Origin of the sequence: Actinomadura physcomitrii, from assembly GCF_008923205.2 — a bacterium.
In the GTDB taxonomy this organism is placed as follows: Bacteria; Actinomycetota; Actinomycetes; order Streptosporangiales; family Streptosporangiaceae; genus Spirillospora; species Spirillospora physcomitrii.
On record NZ_WBMS02000004.1, the window covers coordinates 185,344 to 204,580 of the forward strand.

20 protein-coding genes are annotated in these 19,237 nt (G+C 72.9%); 9 read left to right on the forward strand and 11 right to left on the reverse strand.

Going from position 1 to position 19,237, the window contains the following annotated elements:
* The first annotated feature begins 48 nt into the window (after positions 1–48).
* The gene (locus tag F8568_RS06805; protein WP_151592538.1) at positions 49–1,227 is read left to right on the forward strand and encodes a saccharopine dehydrogenase family protein; all 1,179 of its coding nucleotides are present in this window, start codon (positions 49–51) and stop codon (positions 1,225–1,227) included.
* Here the strand turns inward: F8568_RS06805 and F8568_RS06810 are convergent.
* The gene (locus F8568_RS06810) at positions 1,214–2,404 is read right to left on the reverse strand and encodes a GAF domain-containing sensor histidine kinase (RefSeq protein ID WP_328600756.1); all 1,191 of its coding nucleotides are present in this window, start codon (positions 2,402–2,404) and stop codon (positions 1,214–1,216) included. The two genes, F8568_RS06805 and F8568_RS06810, sit on opposite strands and share 14 nt — an antisense overlap.
* Positions 2,401–3,057: a response regulator gene (locus F8568_RS06815; protein ID WP_151542498.1), complete on the reverse strand. Its 657-nt coding sequence runs from the start codon at positions 3,055–3,057 to the stop codon at positions 2,401–2,403. The genes F8568_RS06810 and F8568_RS06815 overlap by 4 nt, the downstream gene beginning before the upstream one ends.
* Positions 3,058–3,239: 182 nt before the next feature.
* Here F8568_RS06815 and F8568_RS06820 point away from each other — a divergent pair, with 182 nt between their 5' ends.
* Positions 3,240–4,208, forward strand: coding sequence for a phosphoribulokinase (locus F8568_RS06820; protein WP_151592540.1), 969 nt, complete (start codon positions 3,240–3,242; stop codon positions 4,206–4,208).
* Positions 4,209–4,342: 134 nt separating this feature from the next.
* Here the strand turns inward: F8568_RS06820 and F8568_RS06825 are convergent, their stop codons facing one another.
* From F8568_RS06825 to F8568_RS06850, 6 genes are all read right to left on the reverse strand, one after another.
* Positions 4,343–5,437 carry a potassium channel family protein gene (locus tag F8568_RS06825; RefSeq protein WP_151592542.1) on the reverse strand — a complete coding sequence of 365 codons (1,095 nt, stop codon included), beginning with the start codon at positions 5,435–5,437 and terminating at the stop codon, positions 4,343–4,345.
* 83 nt (positions 5,438–5,520) lie between these two features.
* A complete protein-coding gene (locus F8568_RS06830) occupies positions 5,521–5,871 on the reverse strand; it encodes a hypothetical protein (RefSeq protein ID WP_151592544.1) in 351 nt (116 codons plus the stop codon).
* Between the two features lie 73 nt (positions 5,872–5,944).
* A complete protein-coding gene (locus tag F8568_RS06835; protein WP_151542501.1) occupies positions 5,945–6,403 on the reverse strand; it encodes a peroxiredoxin in 459 nt (152 codons plus the stop codon).
* Positions 6,404–6,543: 140 nt separating this feature from the next.
* Complete coding sequence (locus F8568_RS06840) at positions 6,544–6,972, reverse strand: DUF3052 domain-containing protein (RefSeq protein WP_151592546.1); 429 nt, start codon at positions 6,970–6,972, stop codon at positions 6,544–6,546.
* 267 nt (positions 6,973–7,239) lie between these two features.
* Positions 7,240–7,647: a YjbQ family protein gene (locus F8568_RS06845; protein WP_151592548.1), complete on the reverse strand. Its 408-nt coding sequence runs from the start codon at positions 7,645–7,647 to the stop codon at positions 7,240–7,242.
* Between the two features lie 86 nt (positions 7,648–7,733).
* Positions 7,734–7,940: a DUF1918 domain-containing protein gene (locus tag F8568_RS06850; RefSeq protein WP_151592550.1), complete on the reverse strand. Its 207-nt coding sequence runs from the start codon at positions 7,938–7,940 to the stop codon at positions 7,734–7,736.
* A gap of 219 nt (positions 7,941–8,159) precedes the next feature.
* On the opposite strand from F8568_RS06850, the gene aceE reads away from it, so the two are divergent.
* Positions 8,160–10,949, forward strand: coding sequence for a pyruvate dehydrogenase (acetyl-transferring), homodimeric type (gene aceE, locus F8568_RS06855; RefSeq protein ID WP_151592552.1), 2,790 nt, complete (start codon positions 8,160–8,162; stop codon positions 10,947–10,949).
* 84 nt (positions 10,950–11,033) lie between these two features.
* Here aceE and F8568_RS06860 read toward each other — a convergent pair whose 3' ends face one another.
* Positions 11,034–11,408, reverse strand: coding sequence for a VOC family protein (locus tag F8568_RS06860; protein WP_151592554.1), 375 nt, complete (start codon positions 11,406–11,408; stop codon positions 11,034–11,036).
* A gap of 302 nt (positions 11,409–11,710) precedes the next feature.
* On the opposite strand from F8568_RS06860, the gene F8568_RS06865 reads away from it, so the two are divergent.
* Complete coding sequence (locus tag F8568_RS06865) at positions 11,711–12,184, forward strand: outer membrane protein assembly factor BamB family protein (protein WP_151592556.1); 474 nt, start codon at positions 11,711–11,713, stop codon at positions 12,182–12,184.
* On the opposite strand, the gene F8568_RS06870 is transcribed toward F8568_RS06865, so the two are convergent.
* Positions 12,154–12,861, reverse strand: a complete 708-nt coding sequence (locus F8568_RS06870; protein WP_151592558.1) for a helix-turn-helix transcriptional regulator — start codon at positions 12,859–12,861, stop codon at positions 12,154–12,156. The two genes, F8568_RS06865 and F8568_RS06870, sit on opposite strands and share 31 nt — an antisense overlap.
* Before the next feature lie 82 nt (positions 12,862–12,943).
* Between F8568_RS06870 and F8568_RS06875 the strand changes: the two genes are divergently transcribed.
* From F8568_RS06875 to F8568_RS06885, 3 genes are read left to right on the forward strand one after another with little or no spacing between them, the layout of a single operon-like run.
* Positions 12,944–13,735, forward strand: coding sequence for an ABC transporter ATP-binding protein (locus F8568_RS06875; protein ID WP_151592560.1), 792 nt, complete (start codon positions 12,944–12,946; stop codon positions 13,733–13,735).
* A gap of 9 nt (positions 13,736–13,744) precedes the next feature.
* On the forward strand, positions 13,745–14,506 hold the full coding sequence (locus F8568_RS06880) for an ABC transporter permease (RefSeq protein ID WP_151592561.1): 762 nt from the start codon (positions 13,745–13,747) through the stop codon (positions 14,504–14,506).
* 44 nt (positions 14,507–14,550) lie between these two features.
* On the forward strand, positions 14,551–15,363 hold the full coding sequence (locus tag F8568_RS06885) for a MerR family transcriptional regulator (RefSeq protein ID WP_151592563.1): 813 nt from the start codon (positions 14,551–14,553) through the stop codon (positions 15,361–15,363).
* A 4-nt stretch (positions 15,364–15,367) separates the two neighbouring features.
* Here F8568_RS06885 and F8568_RS06890 read toward each other — a convergent pair whose 3' ends face one another.
* Positions 15,368–16,324 (reverse strand): alpha/beta fold hydrolase, encoded by a 957-nt coding sequence (locus F8568_RS06890; protein ID WP_151592565.1) that lies wholly within the window; start codon positions 16,322–16,324, stop codon positions 15,368–15,370.
* A gap of 186 nt (positions 16,325–16,510) precedes the next feature.
* Here F8568_RS06890 and F8568_RS06895 point away from each other — a divergent pair, with 186 nt between their 5' ends.
* Together F8568_RS06895 and F8568_RS06900 are read left to right on the forward strand one after the other, a co-directional pair.
* Positions 16,511–17,299: a 3-hydroxybutyrate dehydrogenase gene (locus F8568_RS06895; protein WP_151592567.1), complete on the forward strand. Its 789-nt coding sequence runs from the start codon at positions 16,511–16,513 to the stop codon at positions 17,297–17,299.
* Positions 17,300–17,310: 11 nt separating this feature from the next.
* Positions 17,311–19,194: a helix-turn-helix domain-containing protein gene (locus F8568_RS06900; RefSeq protein WP_236008475.1), complete on the forward strand. Its 1,884-nt coding sequence runs from the start codon at positions 17,311–17,313 to the stop codon at positions 19,192–19,194.
* The last annotated feature ends 43 nt before the right edge of the window (positions 19,195–19,237 follow it).

Below are 19,237 nucleotides of genomic sequence, written 5' to 3' on the forward strand. Positions count from 1 at the left end.
ATCTGGTTCGGTACAGGGTTACCACTGGTACCGGGGAGAGGCGCGGCCATGACCACCGACCGTCCGTACGACATCGTGCTGTTCGGCGCCACCGGCTTCACCGGCGCCCTGACCGCCGAGTACCTGGCCGGGCACGCCGACCCGGGCACGCGCTGGGCGCTGGCCGGCCGCAACCAGGCCAAGCTCGCCGCCGTCCGCGACCGGGCCGCCGCGATCGACCCCGCCTGCGCGGAGCTCCCGCTGCTGCACGCCGACACCAACGACCCGTCCTCCATCGAGGAGATCGCGCGGTCGGCCAAGGTCGTCATCACGACGGTCGGACCGTACGTGCAGTACGGCGAGCCCCTGGTCGCGGCCTGCGCGCGCGCCGGGACCGACTACGTCGACCTCACCGGCGAGCCCACCTTCGTCGACCGGATGTACGTGAAGTACCACGACGAGGCGGTCCGCACCGGCGCCCGCATCGTCCACGCCTGCGGCTTCGACTCGATCCCGCACGACCTCGGCGCCTACTTCACCGTGAAGCAGCTGCCCGAGGGCGTCCCGCTGCACGTCGAGGGGTTCCTGCGCGTGCACGGCGACGCGTCGGGCGGCACCATCGCCTCCGCGGTCGGCATCTTCGCCGACGTGACCGGCATGATGCGCGCCGAGCGCGAGCGGCGCCGCGCCGAGGGGCGGCCGGAAGGCCGGACGGTCCGGATCTCGCGGCGGCCCGCGCCGCGGGCGCGCGTCGGCGGCGGCTGGACGCTCCCGCTGCCGACCATCGACCCGCAGATCGTCGCCCGGTCCGCCGCCGCGCTCGACCGGTACGGCCCGGACTTCTCCTACGGCCACTACCTGGCGGTCAAGCGGCTGCCCGTCGCCGCCGGGATGGCGGTGGGCTCCGGTGCCCTGCTCGCACTCGCGCAGCTCCCGCCCGCCCGGTCGCTGCTGCTGCGGCTCCGCGCGCCGGGCGAGGGGCCGTCCCCGGAGCGGCGCGCCCGCAACTGGTTCAGCGTGAAGTTCGTCGGCGAGGGCGGCGGGAAGCGCGTCGTCACCGAGGTCGCCGGCGGCGACCCCGGCTACGGCGAGACCGCGAAGATGCTCGCGCAGTCCGCGCTGTGCCTGGCCCACGACGACCTGCCGAAGACGTCCGGTCAGGTCACCACGGCCACCGCGATGGGCGACGCGCTGATCGCCCGGCTCATCGCCGCCGGCATCGCCTTCCGCACCCTCACCCGCACCTGACCCGGTTGGGGCGGGCGGGGACGGGGATGACGGCTTCGACGGTCGTGCCGACGCCCGGGCGGCTGGTGACGGTGACGCGGCCGCCCAGCAGCTCGGCGCGCTCGCGCATGCCGCGCAGTCCGTAGGAGTCGGTGCGCCGGGGCCGCTCGGCGCGTGCGCCCTGCGCGAACACGTCCCGTACGGAGAACCCCCTGCCGTCGTCGGTGACCTTCAGCCGGACCCGGCCGCTCGCGTGCTCCAGCAGCAGGTCCACGCACGTCGCCGACGCGTGCCGCAGGCTGTTGCCGACGGCCTCCTGCGCGATCCGGTACAGCGCGGTCTGCACATGGTCGGGAAGCTCCTCCTCCAGCTCGCCCTCCACGGTGACGCTGACGTCGAGGACACCGGACGGCCCCGGACCGTCGCCCGCCTCGCGGGCGAGCGTCGCCAGCGCCGCCGACAGGCCGAGGTCGTCCAGCACGGGCGGGCGCAGCCCGCCGATCGCGGCCCGCGTCTCCGCCGCCGCCAGCTCGCACAGCTTCCGCGCGATCATGATCTGCGCGAGGCCCTCCGGATGGTGCTCCGGCAGCGCCCGCTCCGCCGCCGACAGGTGGAAGCCGAGGCTGGCCAGGCGCTGCGCGATGCCGTCGTGGATCTCCCGGCTGAGCCGGGACCGCTCGGCCTCCTGCGCCTCCACGGCCCGCTCGGCGAACCGCTCGGCGGCGTGCTCGCGCTCGCGGGCCGTCCGCAGCCGCCGGCACGAGCACAGCACCGGCGCGAACAGCTCCGCCAGCGCGGTGACGAGCGCGACGTCGTCGTCCGGGCACGGACCTGCGGACCGCACGTCGACGACGGCGATCGTGGTGATCCCGCTGCGGACGGGAATCGCGACGCCTCGTCCGTCCGTGTGCGCGCGGGCACGGCCATGGGCGGCCACCCAGCCCACATCGCCCTCCCCTAGCGGGACGGCCGGGCCCGACCATTCGAGAGCCCGTTCCTCGTCGTCCAGTACGTACACGTCGCAGAACGTCAGCGCGCGCGCCGACCGGACGACCAGCCCGGCCAGCTCCTCGGCCATCCGCGGCAGCTCCCGGTCCGAGCAGGCCACCGCGACGATCCGGACGAGCAGGTCGTTGCCGCGCCCGGCGAGCAGCTCCGCCGGCGAAGGCGGCGACGACGAGGAGGGCGACGCCGTCACCGGAACAGCCCCTCGCGCAGCGCGACCGCGATCGCCGCGGACCGGTCGGTCACCTCGAGCTTGCGGTACAGCGCCCGCAGATGGCTCTTCACCGTCTCCTCGCTCAGCACCAGCCGGGCCGCGATCGCCTTGTTGGACAGCCCGCCCACCAGCAGCGACAGCACCTCGCTCTCGCGCTGCGTCAGCCCCCGGTTCGCGCCGGGCCAGAACTCGCCGCGGGTCAGCCGGGCCGCCGTCACCGCCATCCGCCCGGCGAGCGTCGGATCGACGACGGTCTCGCCCTGCGCGACCTCCTCCAGGCGCCGCACCAGCTCCGGGCCGTCCACCCGTTTCAGCAGGTAGCCGCCCGCCCCGGCACGCAGCGCCTCGAAGACGTACTGCTCGTCGTCGTACACCGACAGGAACACCACCCGCGCCTCGGGGACGCGGCCGGTGAGCAGCCGGCACAGGTCGAGGCCGCTCTCCGGGCCGAGCCGCACGTCCAGCAGGACGACGTCGGGGCGCAGCGTGGTGACCAGGCGGGTGGCCTCCTCCCCCGTCCCCGCCTGCCCCACGACGCGCACCCGCCCGGCGAATCCGGCCAGCATCGCCTGCAGTCCGGCGAGGATCATCTCATGGTCGTCCACCAGGACGACGCGTACGGGGGCGCCCATTCCGGCACGATAACAACGCTCGGCTACTCACCAGTAGCCCCGGTGCGGCCGGGCCTCCCGCGCGCTTCACCCCCGCTCTCCCCCGACCGGGGGACGCGTCCGCGCCGCGGCCCCCGTACTCTCCCTGTCGAAAACCGGATTCCGCAGGACGGAGGAGCAAGGTGCCCCATCGGATTGTGCATATGCTCCGGGCGCGCGGGTCGGGCCGCCGCCCCGTCATGCTCGCCATCGCCGGCGACAGCGCGGCGGGCAAGACCACACTGACCAGGGGGCTTGTGCGGTGTCTGGGGGCCGAACGGATGACGGCCGTCTGCGTCGACGACTACCACCGCTACGACCGGGCCGAACGCGCCGGCAAGCCGTTCACGGCGCTGCACCCGGACTGCAACCACATCGACATCATGGAGCAGCACCTCCAGCTGCTGTCGATGGGCGAGCCGATCCTCAAACCCGTCTACGACCACGCCACCGGCGAGCTCGTCCGGCCGGAGCTGGTCGAGCCCCGCGACTTCGTGATCGTCGAGGGCCTGCTCCCCCTGCACACCCGGCTCGCCCGCGCCTGCTTCGACATCAGCGTCTACCTCGACCCGCCCGAGCCGCTCCGCCACTCCTGGAAGGTCCGCCGCGACTGCGACAAACGCGGCTACAGCCCCGAGCAGGTCATGGCCGAGCTCGCGCGCCGCGAGCCGGAGAGCGCCGCCTACATCCGGCCGCAGCGCAAGTACGCCGACATCGTCGTGCGGTTCGCGCCCGTCGCGGGCCGGCTCGACCCGCCCGGCACGCCCCTGTCGGCCGAGCTGCTGCTGCGCCCGACGATCGACCACCCCGAGCTCGCCGACGTCCTGGACGGCGCGTCCGGCGACGCCGACAAGCCCCTGCACCTGCGGCTGCACCGTGACGACGACGGCCGCCCCGTCGACGCATTGCACGTGCACGGCTACGTCTCGCCCGAGGAGTCCCAGGTCGTGAAGAAGGCGATCTGGGAGCGGCTCGGCGCGCGCGCGGGAGCGGGCCTGCCCGACCCCGACGCCCTGGGCCGCCTGGGCGACGCCGGCACCAGCGACCCCCTGGCCATCACCCAGCTCCTCCTGCTCCCCCACCTGCTGAACACGTTCACTTGCGGCGAGTCGTCGTTATCGCGGCCCGCATAACGACGACTCGCCGCAAGTCGACGACCCCGCGGGCGCGCGGGGAGGCCCCGGGGCTTGACCTGTGCCTCGGGCCGCGCGCACCGCGGCGGCCGGGAGGGCGCCCCAGCGGGCGCAAGGGCGCTCTCCCGGCCCTTCTACAGCTCGTGCCAGGGGATTTCAGGGCGGCCGGGGGCGACGATCGCGAGGGACTGGCCGCCGCGGACCAGCTCGCCCGGGTCGGACGTGAGCCGGAAGCGGGCGTTCGGGCGGTGCGACTCGCCCACGGCGAGGAGCGTGCTGCCGCGGCGCAGCAGGAAGACCGCCACGTCCAGGCGGGGCCACTCGCCGGCGCCCTCGGGGACGTCCACCCGGTACAGGGTGCCGTCGGCGTCGAGGGTGCTGGCGAGGTTGTGGTAGATCGCGGCGACGCCGGGATTGCGGATCGCGACCGCGACCACGGCCGGGTCGTCGATGTCGACCGGCTCGATGTCCGGGCCGATCAGCGCGAGCGCCTCGGTGATCTCGGCGCGGCGGCCGCCGTCGTGCACGCCCGCGAGCAGGTGGACGGGCGGCTCCCCGCGGCGCCGCAGGTAGGCCGAGACGCCCAGCATCACCCGGACGGTCTCGTCGTCGCTGCGGCCGACCACCACGACCGTCCGCGCAGCCTCCAGGCAGGCGCGCCGGTAGGCGGTGTCGTCGAAGGCGACCACGTCGTACAGCTCGGGGTCGGGGTTCTCGCCGGTCAGCTCGCCCGGCCAGAAGACCGTGACGACCGGGGTGCGGGCGTACTCGGGGTCGGCGCGCAGCTGGGTGATGATGGCGCGCAGCCCATCCCGCTCGTACCCGACGACCACGATGTGCCGCTCGACGTGCAACTGCGCCTGGCCGTTGGCCCGCATCGTCCTGCCCTTCGCCATCCAGAGCGTCAGCTCGGCGAACAGCACGAGCCCCGCGGTGAGCCCGGCCACGATCACGATCACGCCGCCGATCCGGCCGCCCGTCGAGGACGGGTAGAGGTCGCCGTAACCGGTGGAGGTGCCGCTGACGAAGAAGTACCAGATGTAGTTCCACGGCTGCTTGATCTCGGCGCCGGGCTTCTCGCACACCGCGATCAACAGCCAGCCGATGCCGAACGCCCCGAGCAGCACCAGCGCCGGCGCGTGCCAGGAGCGCGCCGCGACGCGGTGCGCGAAACGCCGCAGGAAGCTCGACATCCGCGCAGCCTGCCAGCAGGCGAAATGCCGCGTCAAGCCCGAAATGCTCCGGATTGCGACCACAGAACGTGACCGGGCCGGATGTGGCCGGAGGCGGCCAGTGGAGGTCAGCCCGCCGATCAGCCGGCCGGGCCGCGCCGCAGCACCCGGCTCAGCGCCGCCGCGACCTCCTCCGAGAGCCCGCGGTCGTCCCGGGGCACCGCGCTCGAGGGCACCAGGTCGGCCGGACGGGGGTCGTCGCGGACCGCCTCCCGGGTGTGCCCGCAGTCGCGGCACTCGACCTCGCCGAGCCGGCAGACCAGCGCGACGGAACCGCAGGCCGCGCAGCGGTCGAGATCGTCCGCCCAGTCGTGGGCGGTCTGGCAGCCGGGGCAGACCAGCACCTGGTGGTCCGCCCGGACACCGCGTCGCCACGGGCTCGCCCCGCGCACGGGGTCGGTCTGCCGTGCCCCGCAGCGGAAGCAGGGCATCACACCTCCAGGGGTGCGGGGGCCGGAACCGGCCGCGGGACGCCGCCGCGCGGCCGGGACCGGCCCGTTTCGCTCAGAGCCCGGCGAGCGCCTTGCGGTACTCGTCGAGGTCGCGTGCGTCCGGGATGGCGTTCACGACCTTCCAGCGGACCACACCCTGCGCGTCGATGATGAAGGTGCCGCGGACCGCGAGCCCCTTCTCCTCGTCGAACACGCCGTAGCGCTGCGCCGTCCCGCCGTGCGGCCAGAAGTCCGACAGCAGCGGGAACTGGTACTTCTCCTGCTCGGCCCAGGCGCGCAGCGCGAACACCGAGTCGACCGACACGGCCAGCACCTGCACGTCGTCGCCGCCGAGGGTGGGCAGCTCGTCCCTGATCTGGCACAGCTCGCCCGTGCACACGCCGCTGAACGCCAGCGGATAGAACACCAGGACGACGGTCTTCTCGCCCCGGAAGTCCGACAGCTTCACCGGCGTGCCGTGCTGGTCCTTCAGCTCGAAGTCCGGTGCGCTGTCGCCTACCTCAACCGACAAAGCCTCTCCCGCGGATCGTCCCCGCCTGGCGGGGGGTATGGGCGCCCCCACGGGCGTGGGGACGGGCCCAGTCTGCCACCCGCCGCCGGAGCCGGACGGCCCGGCCGCCCGCGCGGCGGCGGACGTCCGGAGCCGTGCGGCTACTTGTGGACCTTGGGCGCGACCAGCCGCGTTCCGGACCACTCCTTCGCGGCGCTGACGCTGCTCGTCTGCGACAGCCCGGCCGTCTGCGCGGCCTCGCCGATGTCGCTGGGCTCCACGTGCCCGTCCCGGCCCGCCTTCGGCGTCAGCAGCCAGATGTTGCCGCCGCCGGTGAGCGGGATCATCGCGTCGGTCAGGCCCTCGAACAGGTCGCCGTCCTCCTCGCGCCACCACAGCAGCACGATGTCGACCACGTCCTCGTAGTCCTCGTCGACCAGCTCGGTCCCCGTGACGGCCTCGACGGAGCGGCGAAGCTCCTCGTCGACGTCGTCGTCGTAGCCGATCTCCTGCACCACCTGGCCCGGCTTGAGGCCGAGCCGTTCGGCCAGGCTGCGCTCAGACTGCGCCTGACCCGCGGTCGCGCTCACGAAAGTCCTCCCATTGTCGTCAGTCCGCACGGTGTCCCGCGCATTTCTCGTCTCCAGGCCCCGTCGTGACGGGCGGCCTGCCCGCACCCGTGCGGTGTTTGCGGGACAGTCCACACAAGTGAGGGCCCCTAGCGCAAGTGTCTTCCCGGCTTTTGGTGGGCTCATTGGCCCGAACACGGCGAGCGTCGTCACAGGACCTCCACAGAAAGTGACAACGCGCGGTCATGCCGTGCCCCCGGGAGGGGAGGATTCCCCCGCTCACCCCGTTCATCCCCGGAGAAAGGACAGCCGGACCTGCCGATCCGGGTTGTCCACGTTGAGGTCGACCAGCGCCACCGACTGCCAGGTCCCGAGCGCGAGCCGGCCGTCCACCACCGGCAGCGTCGCGTACGGCGGGACGAGCGCCGGCATGACGTGCGAGCGGCCGTGCCCCCGCGACCCGTGCCGGTGCCGCCACCGGTCGTCGGCCGGGAGCAGGTCGCCGAGCGCGGCGAGCAGGTCGCCGTCGCTGCCCGCGCCCAGCTCGATGATCGCGATGCCCGCGGTGGCGTGCGGCACGAACACGTGCAGCAGGCCGTCGCCGCCGGCCGCGCCGGCGAACCGCTCGCACTCGGCCGTGATGTCGTGCACGGCCTCCTGCGTCCCGGTGGCCACCCGGACCACGGTGCTCTCCATGATCGCAGGTGTACCCGATCCGCGGCGCCGGACGCATCCCGGCGCGCGCGGATCCGGGCGGGGCCGGGACGCGTCGGGCCCGTCCGCTACCGGGCGGGGTGCCCGGCGGTCTCGCGGGACTCGACGACGGCGTCCGGCCCCGGGTAGACCAGCGTCTGGTGGCCGTCCTCGAACCGGACCACGTACGGCGGGCCGCCGCTCTCGCCGCGGATCTCGATGATCTCGCCGACGCGGTCGTGCTGGCCCACGACGGTGCCGTGGACGTGCAGCAGGTCCCCGATTCGCGCGTGCATGGCTCCCCTCCGTTCTCCTCGAAAAACGGGTCCTCGAAAGGTGCGTACCCCGGTTGACCGGGGAGAATGGTTACCGGTTGGTAGAGATGCGTTAGCCGTCACGAACGACGACGATGGATCACGAAACCAGGCGGTGAGACACCTCCGCCGGGGACCGCGGGACCGCCGAACGGCGGCCGGGTCCCCACCAGCAAAGACGGCAAGCACAGAGGGGATCCCGTGGCTTCCGGACGTCAACGCTTTTCGATCATCAGCGACGGCCTGCCGAGCCAGCTGCCGGACATCGACCCGGACGAGACCCGGGAGTGGCTGGAATCGCTGGACACGGTCATCAAGACCGAGGGCCGCGGCAGGGCCCGGTACGTGATGCTCCGCCTCCTGGAAAGGGCACGGGAACTGCAGGTCGGGGTCCCCGGGCTGCGGAGCACCGACTTCATCAACACGATCCCGCCGGAGTCGGAGCCCTGGTTCCCGGGCGACGAGCACGTCGAGCGGCGCATCCGCGCCTATATCCGGTGGAATGCGGCGATCATGGTGTCGCGGGCCAACCGCCCCGAGCTCGGCGTCGGCGGCCACATCGCCACCTACGCCTCGGCCGCGTCCCTCTACGAGGTCGGCTTCAACCACTTCTTCCGCGGCAAGGACCACGGCGAGTCCGGCGACCAGGTGTTCATCCAGGGCCACGCCGCCCCCGGCATCTACGCGCGCGCGTTTCTGGAAGGCCGGCTGCCGGAGGAGAAGCTCGACGGGTTCCGGCAGGAGCAGTCGCACCCCGGCGGCGGCCTGTCGTCCTACCCGCACCCGCGGCTGATGCCGGACTTCTGGGAGTTCCCCACCGTCTCCATGGGCCTCACCGCGATCAACTCGGTGTACCAGGCGCGGTTCAACCGCTACCTGTACAACCGCAAGATCAAGGACACCTCCCGCTCGCACGTGTGGGCGTTCCTCGGCGACGGCGAGATGGGCGAGCCGGAGTCGCTCGGCGCGATCGGCCTGGCCGCCCGCGAGGAGCTGGACAACCTCACCTTCGTCGTCAACTGCAACCTGCAGCAGTTGGACGGCCCGGTCCGCGGCAACGGCAAGATCATCCAGGAGCTGGAGTCGTTCTTCCGCGGCGCCGGCTGGAACGTCATCAAGGTCATCTGGGGCCGCGACTGGGATCCGCTGCTCGCCCAGGACGTCGACGGCGTGCTGGTCAACCAGATGAACACCACCCCCGACGGGCAGTTCCAGACGTTCTCGGTGGAGACCGGCGACTACATCCGGGAGAAGTTCTTCGGCGCCGACCCCCGGCTGCGCAAGATCGTCCAGCATCTGTCGGACGACGAGCTGCGCAAGCTGTCGCGCGGCGGGCACGACTACCGCAAGGTGTACGCGGCGTTCAAGGCGGCCCGCGAGCACGTCGGCCAGCCGACGGTGATCCTCGCGCACACCATCAAGGGCTGGACGCTCGGCTCGGACTTCGAGGCCCGCAACGCCACCCACCAGATGAAGAAGCTGACCAAGGCGGAGCTGAAGGAGTTCCGCGACCGCCTGTACCTCGACATCCCGGACTCGGCGCTCGAGGCGCCGCTGCCGCCCTACTACCACCCGGGCGAGGACTCCGACGAGATCCAGTACATGCGCGAGCGCCGCGCCGCCCTCGGCGGGTTCCTGCCGAAGCGCGTCGTGCGCGCCAAGCCGCTGAAGCTGCCCGGCGACCCCGTCTACAGCGAGCTGAGCAAGGGTTCCGGCAAGCAGAACGTCGCGACGACCATGGCGTTCGTCCGGCTGCTCAAGGACCTGATCAAGGACGAGAACATCGGTGCCCGGTTCGTCCCGATCGCCCCGGACGAGTACCGGACGTTCGGCATGGACTCGCTGTTCCCCACGTCCAAGATCTACTCTCCGCACGGGCAGACCTACGACGCGGTGGACCGCAAGCTCCTGCTGTCCTACAAGGAGTCCGAAAGCGGCCAGATGCTGCACGAGGGCATCAGCGAGGCCGGGTCGATGGCCTCGGCGATCGCCGCGGGCACCGCGTACGCCACGCACGGCGAGCACATGATCCCCGTCTACATCTTCTACTCGATGTTCGGGTTCCAGCGGACCGGCGACCAGATGTGGGCGCTCGGCGACCAGATGGGCCGCGGGTTCCTGCTCGGCGCCACCGCCGGCCGCACCACCCTCACCGGCGAGGGCCTGCAGCACGCCGACGGCCACTCCCCGCTGCTCGCCGCCGCGAACCCCGCGTGCGTCCACTACGACCCGACCTGGGCGTTCGAGCTGGCCCACATCACCAAGGACGCGCTGCGCCGCATGTACGGCTCGTCCGAGGAGCACCCGCAGGGCGAGAACGTCTACTACTACCTGACCGTCTACAACGAGCCCTACCAGCAGCCCGCCGAGCCCGAGGGCCTCGACGTCGACGGCCTGCTCAAGGGCCTGTACCGGTTCCGCGAGGCGCCGGAGGTGTCCACGGGCAACGGGCAGCCGCCCCGGGCGCAGATCCTCGCGTCCGGCGTCGGCGGCCGGTGGGCCCTGGAGGCCCAGCGGATGCTCGCCGAGGACTGGGGCGTCGCCGCCGACGTCTGGTCCGCCACGTCGTGGAACGAGCTGGCCCGCGAGGCCCGCGAGTGCGACGAGCAGAACCTGCTGAACCCGGAGGCGGACCAGCGCGTCCCGTACGTCACCCGGACGCTCGACAACGTCGCCGGGCCGATCGTCGCGGTGTCGGACTTCATGCGCGCCGTCCCCGACCAGATCGCGCCGTGGGTGCACGGCGACTTCACCTCGCTCGGCACCGACGGGTTCGGGTTCTCCGACACCCGCGCCGCCGCCCGCCGGTTCTTCCACGTGGACGCCGCGTCGATCGTCCTCGCGGTGCTCACCCGGCTCGCCCGGCACGGCGAGGTCAAGCCGGAGACGCTGCCCGAGGCGATCCGCCGCTACCGGCTGGACGCGCAGGTCAGCGACGTCTTCGCCGGCGGCGTCGGCAGCGCCGAGAGCAACACCGGCGGCGAGAGCTGACACCCGGCCATCGCGGAGGTGTAGGCCGCGATGACCCGCGAAGGGCCCCGAGGATCATCCTCGGGGCCCTTTTCGTACGCCGGGTCAGGACGCCGGCGGGGTGAACACGCCGAACCGGTTGCCGGACGGGTCCTGCAGGTGCGCGAACCGCAGCCCATCGGGCGTCGTCACCGTGGGGACGGCGACACCGCCCCCGTGCTTCTCCGCCTCCGCGCACGCGGCGTCCACGTCCTCGACGAGGACGAAGAAGACCGCGTGGTTCTGCGACGCGTCGGGCACACGGGCGAGGCCGCCGCTCGGCTGCTCGGCGCCCTCGTAGCCGACCAGGTCGTAGCCCTGGCTGTCCGAGTCGGACGCGAACTTCCACCCGAACATGTCGCCGTAGAAGCGGCGGGCCTCCTCCGGCGCGTCGGTGCCGACCTGGAACCACGCCACGGTGTTGTATGCGGGAACGCCCATCGTTCTCCTCCTTCGAACGCTGTGGACATCAGCGTCGAGGAGCCCCGCGACAGCCCCCTGTCGGAGTTTCCGAAGAAGATCGGGCCGCCCGGACGGAACTCCGCCCACACCACCGGACGGTCCGTCTGGAGTTTCCCCCCGGGCGCGTGGCTCACGCCGCCCGCGGCGTCCGGCGGACGTGTCGTCGTCTGCAACATGCGCTACCTGTACGGGCTCGATGCCGCCACCGGCAAGCAGGTGTGGCGCGCGGGAGGCGGCGGGAACCTGTTCCTCGGAGTGCCGGCGATCACCGATGACACCGCTTGTGCCGTGGACGCTGGAGGAGCGACGCCGTGCCCGGGACGCAGAACGCGGCCGTGTCCTCCGGCGGGCTGCTGTACGTCGCGGGCGGCGGCGAGCATTCCGGTGCCGTCGCCGTCGACGCCGCGACCGGCCGGACCCGCTGGCAGGCGCCCGTCCCCGATCCGAACGGGACCCTCAAGGCCTCTCCCGCCGTCGCCGGCGGGGCGGTGTCCCTCACCGTCGACGGCAAGCTCGTCAACCTCGAGGCCGCGACCGGGAAGCCGCGCTGGACGGCGGTCATCAACAACTCCAACGACGGTGGCGTTCCCCTTTCGGGCGCCGCCGAAGGCCACGACCTTCCCGTTGAATTGTGGCGTGTCGTGGTTCTGACGGCTGCCATAACCACGACACGCCACAACTCAACGGTGGGGACGGTCGTGGTAGGCCTCGCCGGTGAACCCGCTCAGACGAACTCGAGAGGGCGGACGACGTAGTCGGACGGGACGTCCTCGTGCATGGCCTCGACGAGCCGTTCGGGGGCGGTCTCCTCCAGGAGGACGGCGCGGCGGACGCGGTCGGTGCGGAAGATGCGGCGGCCGCCGCGCTTGCGGCACCAGGCGGTCAGGTACCAGCCCTTGCTCGACGCGGTGAACGAGACGGGCTCGACGTCGCGGACGGTCTCGGTGCCCGCGCGGTCGATGTAGGTGAGGCGGACGACCCGGCGGCTCAGGACGGCCTCTTCCAGCATGGCGGGCACGGACGCCGGGTCGTCGTCCCCGGCGGGGATCAGGAAGCGGACGCGGTCGGCGAGTTCGCGCGCGGCGGCGCCGTCGTTCGCCGACATCGCCGTGACGATCTTGTGCAGGGCCGTGCGGGCGGACCGGGAGTACGGCGAGCCGCCGGCGCGGGCGAGGGTGATCGCTACGGCGACGGCCTCGGCGGGGGTGAAGTTCAGCGGCGGCAGGGTGCGGCTCTTGTCGAGGGTGTAGCCGCCGCCCCGGCCGACGTCGGCGTAGATCGGCACGCCGGCCTGCTGGAGCGCGCCGATGTCGCGCTCGATCGTGCGGGCGCTCACCTCGTACCGCGCGGCCAGCTCGCGGGCGCTGACCCGGCGCGGCGCGCAGGCCCGTAGCTCCTCAACCAGGGCGTAGAGACGGTCGGTGCGGTTCACGCGGCGACCGTACGCGCCGCCTCCGACATTCTCCCGAGCGGCCTTGACCCTGACGCAGCGTCAACCCTTCAGGCTGGCCGCCATGACGACCGATCAGGTCCAGGCGCCCGCGATCTACGTGCGGGGCCTGGAGAAGTCCTACAAGGAGCTGCGCGTGCTGCGCGGCGTCGACCTCGATGTGGAGCGCGGCGGCGTCGTCGCCCTGCTCGGCTCGAACGGGGCGGGCAAGACCACGCTGGTGAGGATCCTGTCGACGCTGCTCGGCGCCGACGCGGGGGCGGCCCGGGTCAACGGGTTCGACGTCGCGACGCAGGCCGCCGACGTGCGCGCGTCCATCAGCCTCACCGGGCAGTTCGCGGCAGTCGACGGGATGCTCAGCGGCCGGGAGAACCTCGTCCTGGTCGCGAGGCTCAGGCATCTCAAGGACCCGGGCGGGATCGCCGACGGCCTGCTGAGGCGGTTCTCGCTGACCGAGGCGGGCGGCCGGCGGGCGGCGACGTACTCCGGCGGCATGCGCCGCCGGCTGGACATCGCGATGAGCCTCATCGGCGACCCGCCCGTCGTCTTCCTCGACGAGCCGACGACCGGGCTGGACCCGAAGGCGCGCATCGAAGTGTGGCAGGCCGTCAAGGAGCTCGCCGCGGGCGGCACGACCGTGCTGCTCACCACCCAGCACCTGGACGAGGCCGAGCAGCTCGCCGACCGGATCGCGATCCTGCACCAGGGCCGGATCGTCGTCGAGGACACCTTGGACGGGCTCCGGCGGCTGCTGCCGCCCGCCAAGGTCGAGTACGTCGAGAAGCAGCCGTCTCTCGAAGAGATCTTCTTCGCGGTCGTCGGCGACGACGCCGCGACCCTGTCGGGCAAGGAGTAGGGAGCAGCGATGGCCACGCATTTCCTGGGCGACACCGCCGTCCTCACCGGACGGACCATGCGGCACGTCACGCGCAGCCTGGACACCATCATCACGACGGCTATCACACCGATCGCCATCATGCTGCTGTTCGTCTACGTGTTCGGCGGCGCGATCGACACCGGAACGGGCTCGTACGTGGACTACATGCTGCCCGGCATCCTGCTCATCACCATCGCGTCGGGCATCGCCTACACCGCGATCCGGCTCTTCACGGACATGCAGAGCGGGATCTTCGAGCGGTTCCAGTCCATGCCGATCGCCCGGTCGGGCGTGCTGTGGGCGCACGTGCTGACCTCGCTCGCCGCCAACGCGGTCTCGGTCGCGGCCGTCATCGGCGTCGCGCTGCTCATGGGCTTCCGCTCGGGCGCGGGCGTGGGGGCATGGCTCGCGGTCGCCGGCGTCCTCGTCCTGTTCACCCTCGCGCTGACCTGGATCGCCGTCATCCCCGGCCTCACCGCGAAGAGCGCGGACGGGGCGGGCGCGTTCTCCTACCCGCTCATCTTCCTGCCGTTCATCAGCTCGGCCTTCGTGCCCACCGCCACCATGCCCGGCCCGGTGCGCGCGTTCGCCCGGCACCAGCCGGTGACCTCCATCGTCGACACGATCCGCGCCCTGCTCACGCAGCGGCCGGTCGGCTCCGGGCTGTGGACCGCGCTCGCCTGGTGCGTCGGCGTCCTCGCCGTCGCCTATGCCTTCGCCGTCATCTCCTACCGGCGCAAGATCTCCTGAGCCGGCGCCCGCCGGACCCGGCCGAACCACGGCAGGATCAGAGCATGCTCACGATCGGTCAACTGGCCGCGTACGCCGGCGTGACGGTGCGCGCGGTACGGCACTACCACCAGATCGGGCTCCTCCCCGAGCCGGAGCGGGACGCGTCGGGGTACCGGCGGTACGGCGCGACGGCGGTCGTGTCCCTCATCAAGATCCGCACCCTGGCCGATGCGGGCGTGCCGCTGTCGCGGATCGGCGGCATGCTCGAGGCCGACGCCGCGTCGTTCGCCGAGGGCGTCCGGCGGATCGACGACCGCCTGCGCGCGGAGATCGCGCGGCTGGAGAGCAGCCGCGAGCAGATCGCGCGGCTCGCCTCCGGAGACGGCCTGGTGCTCCCGCCGGAGATCGTCTCCTATCTCGACCGGCTGCGGGGGCTCGGGGTGTCGGAGCGGATCGTGGAGGGCGAGCGGGACGGGTGGATCCTCGTCTCGGCCCGCTGGCCCGACCGCGTCCGCGCGTTCATGCCCGGGAAGTTCGCGCAGCTGGAGGATCCGCGCGTCGTCCGGCTCTACCGGGTGCTGTCGGAGATCATTGAGGGCGGCCCGGACGACGACCGGCTGCTGGTGGAGGCCGCCGACATCATGGCCGGCCTGTTCGAGCAGGCGTACGCCGACGGCCAGACCGAGTTCGGCGGGACGGTCCACGACCACCAGCCGTTCGACCTGCTGGAGTCGCTCGCGCTCGAGGCCGATCCGCGTGCGGAGCGGATGGTGGAGCTGATGCGCGAGCGCGGCTGGAACGGCTGGACCCGGATGGAGCGGCTGCCGAGGCGTCCCTCCCGGCCGGACGGGCCGGCACCGAAGCGTCCCGGCTGACCCGCTACAGGTCGCGGAGGAAGGCGAGCAGGGCGTCGTTGACCTCGGCGGGGCGTTCCTGCTGCACCCAGTGACCGCAGTCGGGCAGGACGACGGTGGTCCGCAGGTTCGGCACGAAGTCGACCATTCGGTCGAGCGCTCTGCGGGCGTTGGGGAACGCGAGGACGGCGTCGCGGTCCCCGGCGATGAAGAGCGCGGGCGGGCTGATCGGGGCGCGGTGCCAGGCGGCGGTGAGCTCCCAGTTGCGGTCGAGGTTGCGGTACCAGTTGACCGGCCCCGTGAAACCGCTCTCGGCGTACTCGGCGACGTACGTCGCGACGTCGTCCTCGCTGAGCCAGTCCGGGAGCTCGGCGGGCTCGGGGGTGATGTCGAGCATCCCGCCGCCCGCCGGGACGATCGGCGCCTGCGCCGGTCCCTGCCCGGACGCGGCGTACAGCGTCCGCCGGAACGTTTCGGCGGGGTCGCGCTCGAACTCGGCCTCCGGTACGCCCGGCTGCTGGTAGTAGACCATGTAGAAGCCCTCGCCGATCGTCTCCCGCATGGTCTGGACGGGCGGGCGGGAGCCGCGCGGCCGGTGCGGGACCGACATCCCGACGACGCCGCGGACCTTGTCGGGGCGCATCTGCGCGGTGTGCCAGGCGACGGGCGCGCCCCAGTCGTGCCCGACCACGACGGCGCGCTCGCCGCCCAGCGCCTCGATCAGCCCGACGGCGTCGCCGACCAGGTGCAGGATCGAGTAGGAGGCGGGGTCGGCCGGGCCTCCGGTGCGGGCATAGCCGCGCTGGTCGGGCGCCACGGCGTGGAAGCCGGCGTCCGCGAGGGCGGTGAGCTGGTGGCGCCAGGAGTACCAGCATTCGGGGAAGCCGTGCAGGAGCAGGACGAGCGGGCCCTCGCCCGCCTCGGCGACGTGCATCCGCAGGCCGCTCTGCGAGTCGACGAAACGATGCGTGATCTCGGTCATCGGAGCCCTCTCGCCCGTCAGCGGATGCCGGGCCCAACGCTAACCCCCAGCAAGATCGATGACCATCGCGGACCCGGCGCGAGACCGGCACGCCGGGCTGCTGTAAGGGCCGTCCATACGGATCGCCGTGGGATTGTGTGCCGGGGCCACATGGGACCCCGTGGCGGCGCTTCGTAGGTTCTGCGCATGACGAGCGTGACACCCCGGCCCGCCGCCTGGACGTCCGAGGCGCTGGACCTGTCGGGGAAACGGGCCCTGGTCACCGGCGGCGCGAGCGGCATCGGCCGCGCCTGTGCCCGGCTGCTGGCCGGGGCGGGCGCCCGCGTGGTGGTGGCGGACGTGGACGGCGACGCGGCGCGCGCGGCGGCGGACGAGATCGGCGGGATCCCCCTGCTCGCCGACCTGTCCGACATGGACGCGCTGGACGGCATCGCCGCGGACGTCGACGTCCTGGTCAACAACGCGGGCGTCCAGCATGTGGCGCCGGTCCACGAGTTCCCGCCGGAGGTGTTCGCGCGGATCCAGCGGCTGATGGTGGAGGCGCCGTTCCGGCTCGTCCGGGAGGCGCTCCCCGGCATGTACGAGCGGGGCTGGGGGCGGGTCGTCAACATCTCGTCCGTGCACGGGCTGCGGGCCTCGCCGTACAAGGCGGCCTATGTGACGGCCAAGCACGGGCTGGAAGGGCTGTCGAAGGTGATCGCGCTGGAAGGGGCCCCGCACGGGGTGACGTCCAACTGCGTCAACCCGTCCTATGTGCGCACCCCTCTGGTGGAGGGCCAGATAGCCGACCAGGCGCGCGCGCACGGCATGGCCCCGGACGAGGTCGTCGAGCGCGTCATGCTGGAGCACGCGGCGGTGAAGCGGCTGATCGAGCCGGAGGAGGTGGCCTCGCTGGTCGGCTACCTGTGCTCCCCCGCCGCGTCGATGGTGACCGGAGCGTCCCTCGCACTCGACGGCGGCTGGACGGCGCATTGACAATGGCCCGTATGACCTGCGGCGTCTTCCTCGAACTGCTCGCCCGCGAGGCGTCCCCCGTCGAGTTCGAGGGGCCGCTCGTGCAGGCGCGGGCGCAGGGCGCCTCGGCGACGGTCCTGGCGGAGCTGGAGGCGGCGAAGCTCGCCGCGCTGCGGGTCCGGTCGATCATGCGGCGGCACGCCCGCCGGGAGGCCGAGCTCGCGGCGCTGTTCGACACCGCGGGCGACCTCGCCGGGCTCCGTGACCTCGACGCGGTGCTGGAGGCGATCACGCGGCGCGCGCGGCGGCTGCTGAGCGCCGACATCGCGTACCTGACGCTGAACGACGACGAGCGCGGCGAGACCTACATGCGGGTCACCGACGGGTCGGTGTCGGCGGCGTTCCGGCGGCTGCGGCTGCCGATGGGGACGGGCCTGGTGGGCCTTGTCGCGCAGAACGCAATGCCGTACACGAGCGCGCACTACCTCGGCGACGAGCAGTTCCGGCACCGCGGGTTCATCGACTCGGCGGTGGCCGAGGAGGGCATCGTCGCGATCCTCGGCGTGCCGATGCGGCTCGGCAGCCGCGTGATCGGGGTGCTGACGGCGGCGAACCGCAGCGAGCGCCCGTTCGACCAGGAGGAGGTCGCGCTGCTGGGGTCGCTGGCGGCGCACGCGGCGGTCGCGATCGACAACGCCCGCCTTCTGGAGGAGACGCGGACCGCGCTGGAGGAGCTGAGCGCCGCCAACGAGGTCATCAAGGCGCGTAGCGCGGCCGTAGAGCAGGCGGCGCGCGCGCACGACCGGATGACGGCGGTGGTGGTGCGCGGCGGCGGCGTCGAGGACGTCGCGGCCGTCGTCACCGAGCTGCTGGGCGGCACCCTGCACGTCCTGGACGCCGACGGCCGGCACCTCGCCACGACGGGAGCCGAGTCGGCGTCGCTGAGCGACGAGGAGCTGTCCGGCGTGATGGCGTCGGCGCACTCGGCGCGCGCGCAGGGCCGCACCGTCCGCCGCGGCGACCTGTGGATCGCCTCGGTGACGACCGGCGACGAGATGCTCGGCACGCTTGTGCTGCGCACCGCCGACGAGGTGTCCGGCGCCGACCAGCGCATCCTGGAGCGGGCCGCGCTCGTGACCGCGCTGCTGGTGCTGTTCCAGCGCAGCGTGACCGAGGCGGAGGGCCGCGTCCGCGGCGAGCTGCTCGACGACCTGCTGTCGGACCGGCGGACGGACGCCGACACGCTGATCGTCCGGGCCCGGCGGGTGAACGTCGACCTGAACGCGCCGCACGTGCTGCTGTGCGCCCGGTACGAGTCGCACGACCACCGGCCGCGCGCCGCCTTCTGGGCGTCGTCGTTCGCGGCGGTCGAGCACGGCCTGGCCGCCGCGCGCGGCGACGAGATCGTCCTGCTCCTGCCGGGCGAGCGGCCCGGCGACGCGGCGCGCCGCGTCGCCAAGGAGCTCGGCGCCTCGCTCGGCCGCCCCGCGACCGTCGGCGCGGCGGGCCCGGTGCGCGGGCCGTCCGAGATCGCGGCGGCGCACCTGGAGGCGCGGCGCTGCGCGGACGCGCTGCTCGCCCTCGGCCGCCGCGGGGACGGCGCCGGCGCGTCCGAGCTGGGCTTCGTCGGCCTGCTCATCGGCGACGCGCGGGACGTCCCGGGCTTCCTCGGCGGCACGCTCGGCCCCGTCCTGGACTACGACGAGCGGCGCGGCACGGCGCTCGTGCAGACGCTGGACGCCTACTTCGGCACGGGCGGCAGCCTGTCCCGGACGGCGGAGCGCCTGCACATCCACGTCAACACCGTCAGCCAGCGCCTGGACCGCATCTCCCGCCTCCTCGGCGACGACTGGCAGTCCCCCGAACGCGCCCTGGAACTCCAGCTGGCCCTCCGCCTCCACCGCCTCTCCCGTTGAGTTGGGGGGGGGGGGGGGGGGGGCGGGGGGCCCCCCCCCCCCC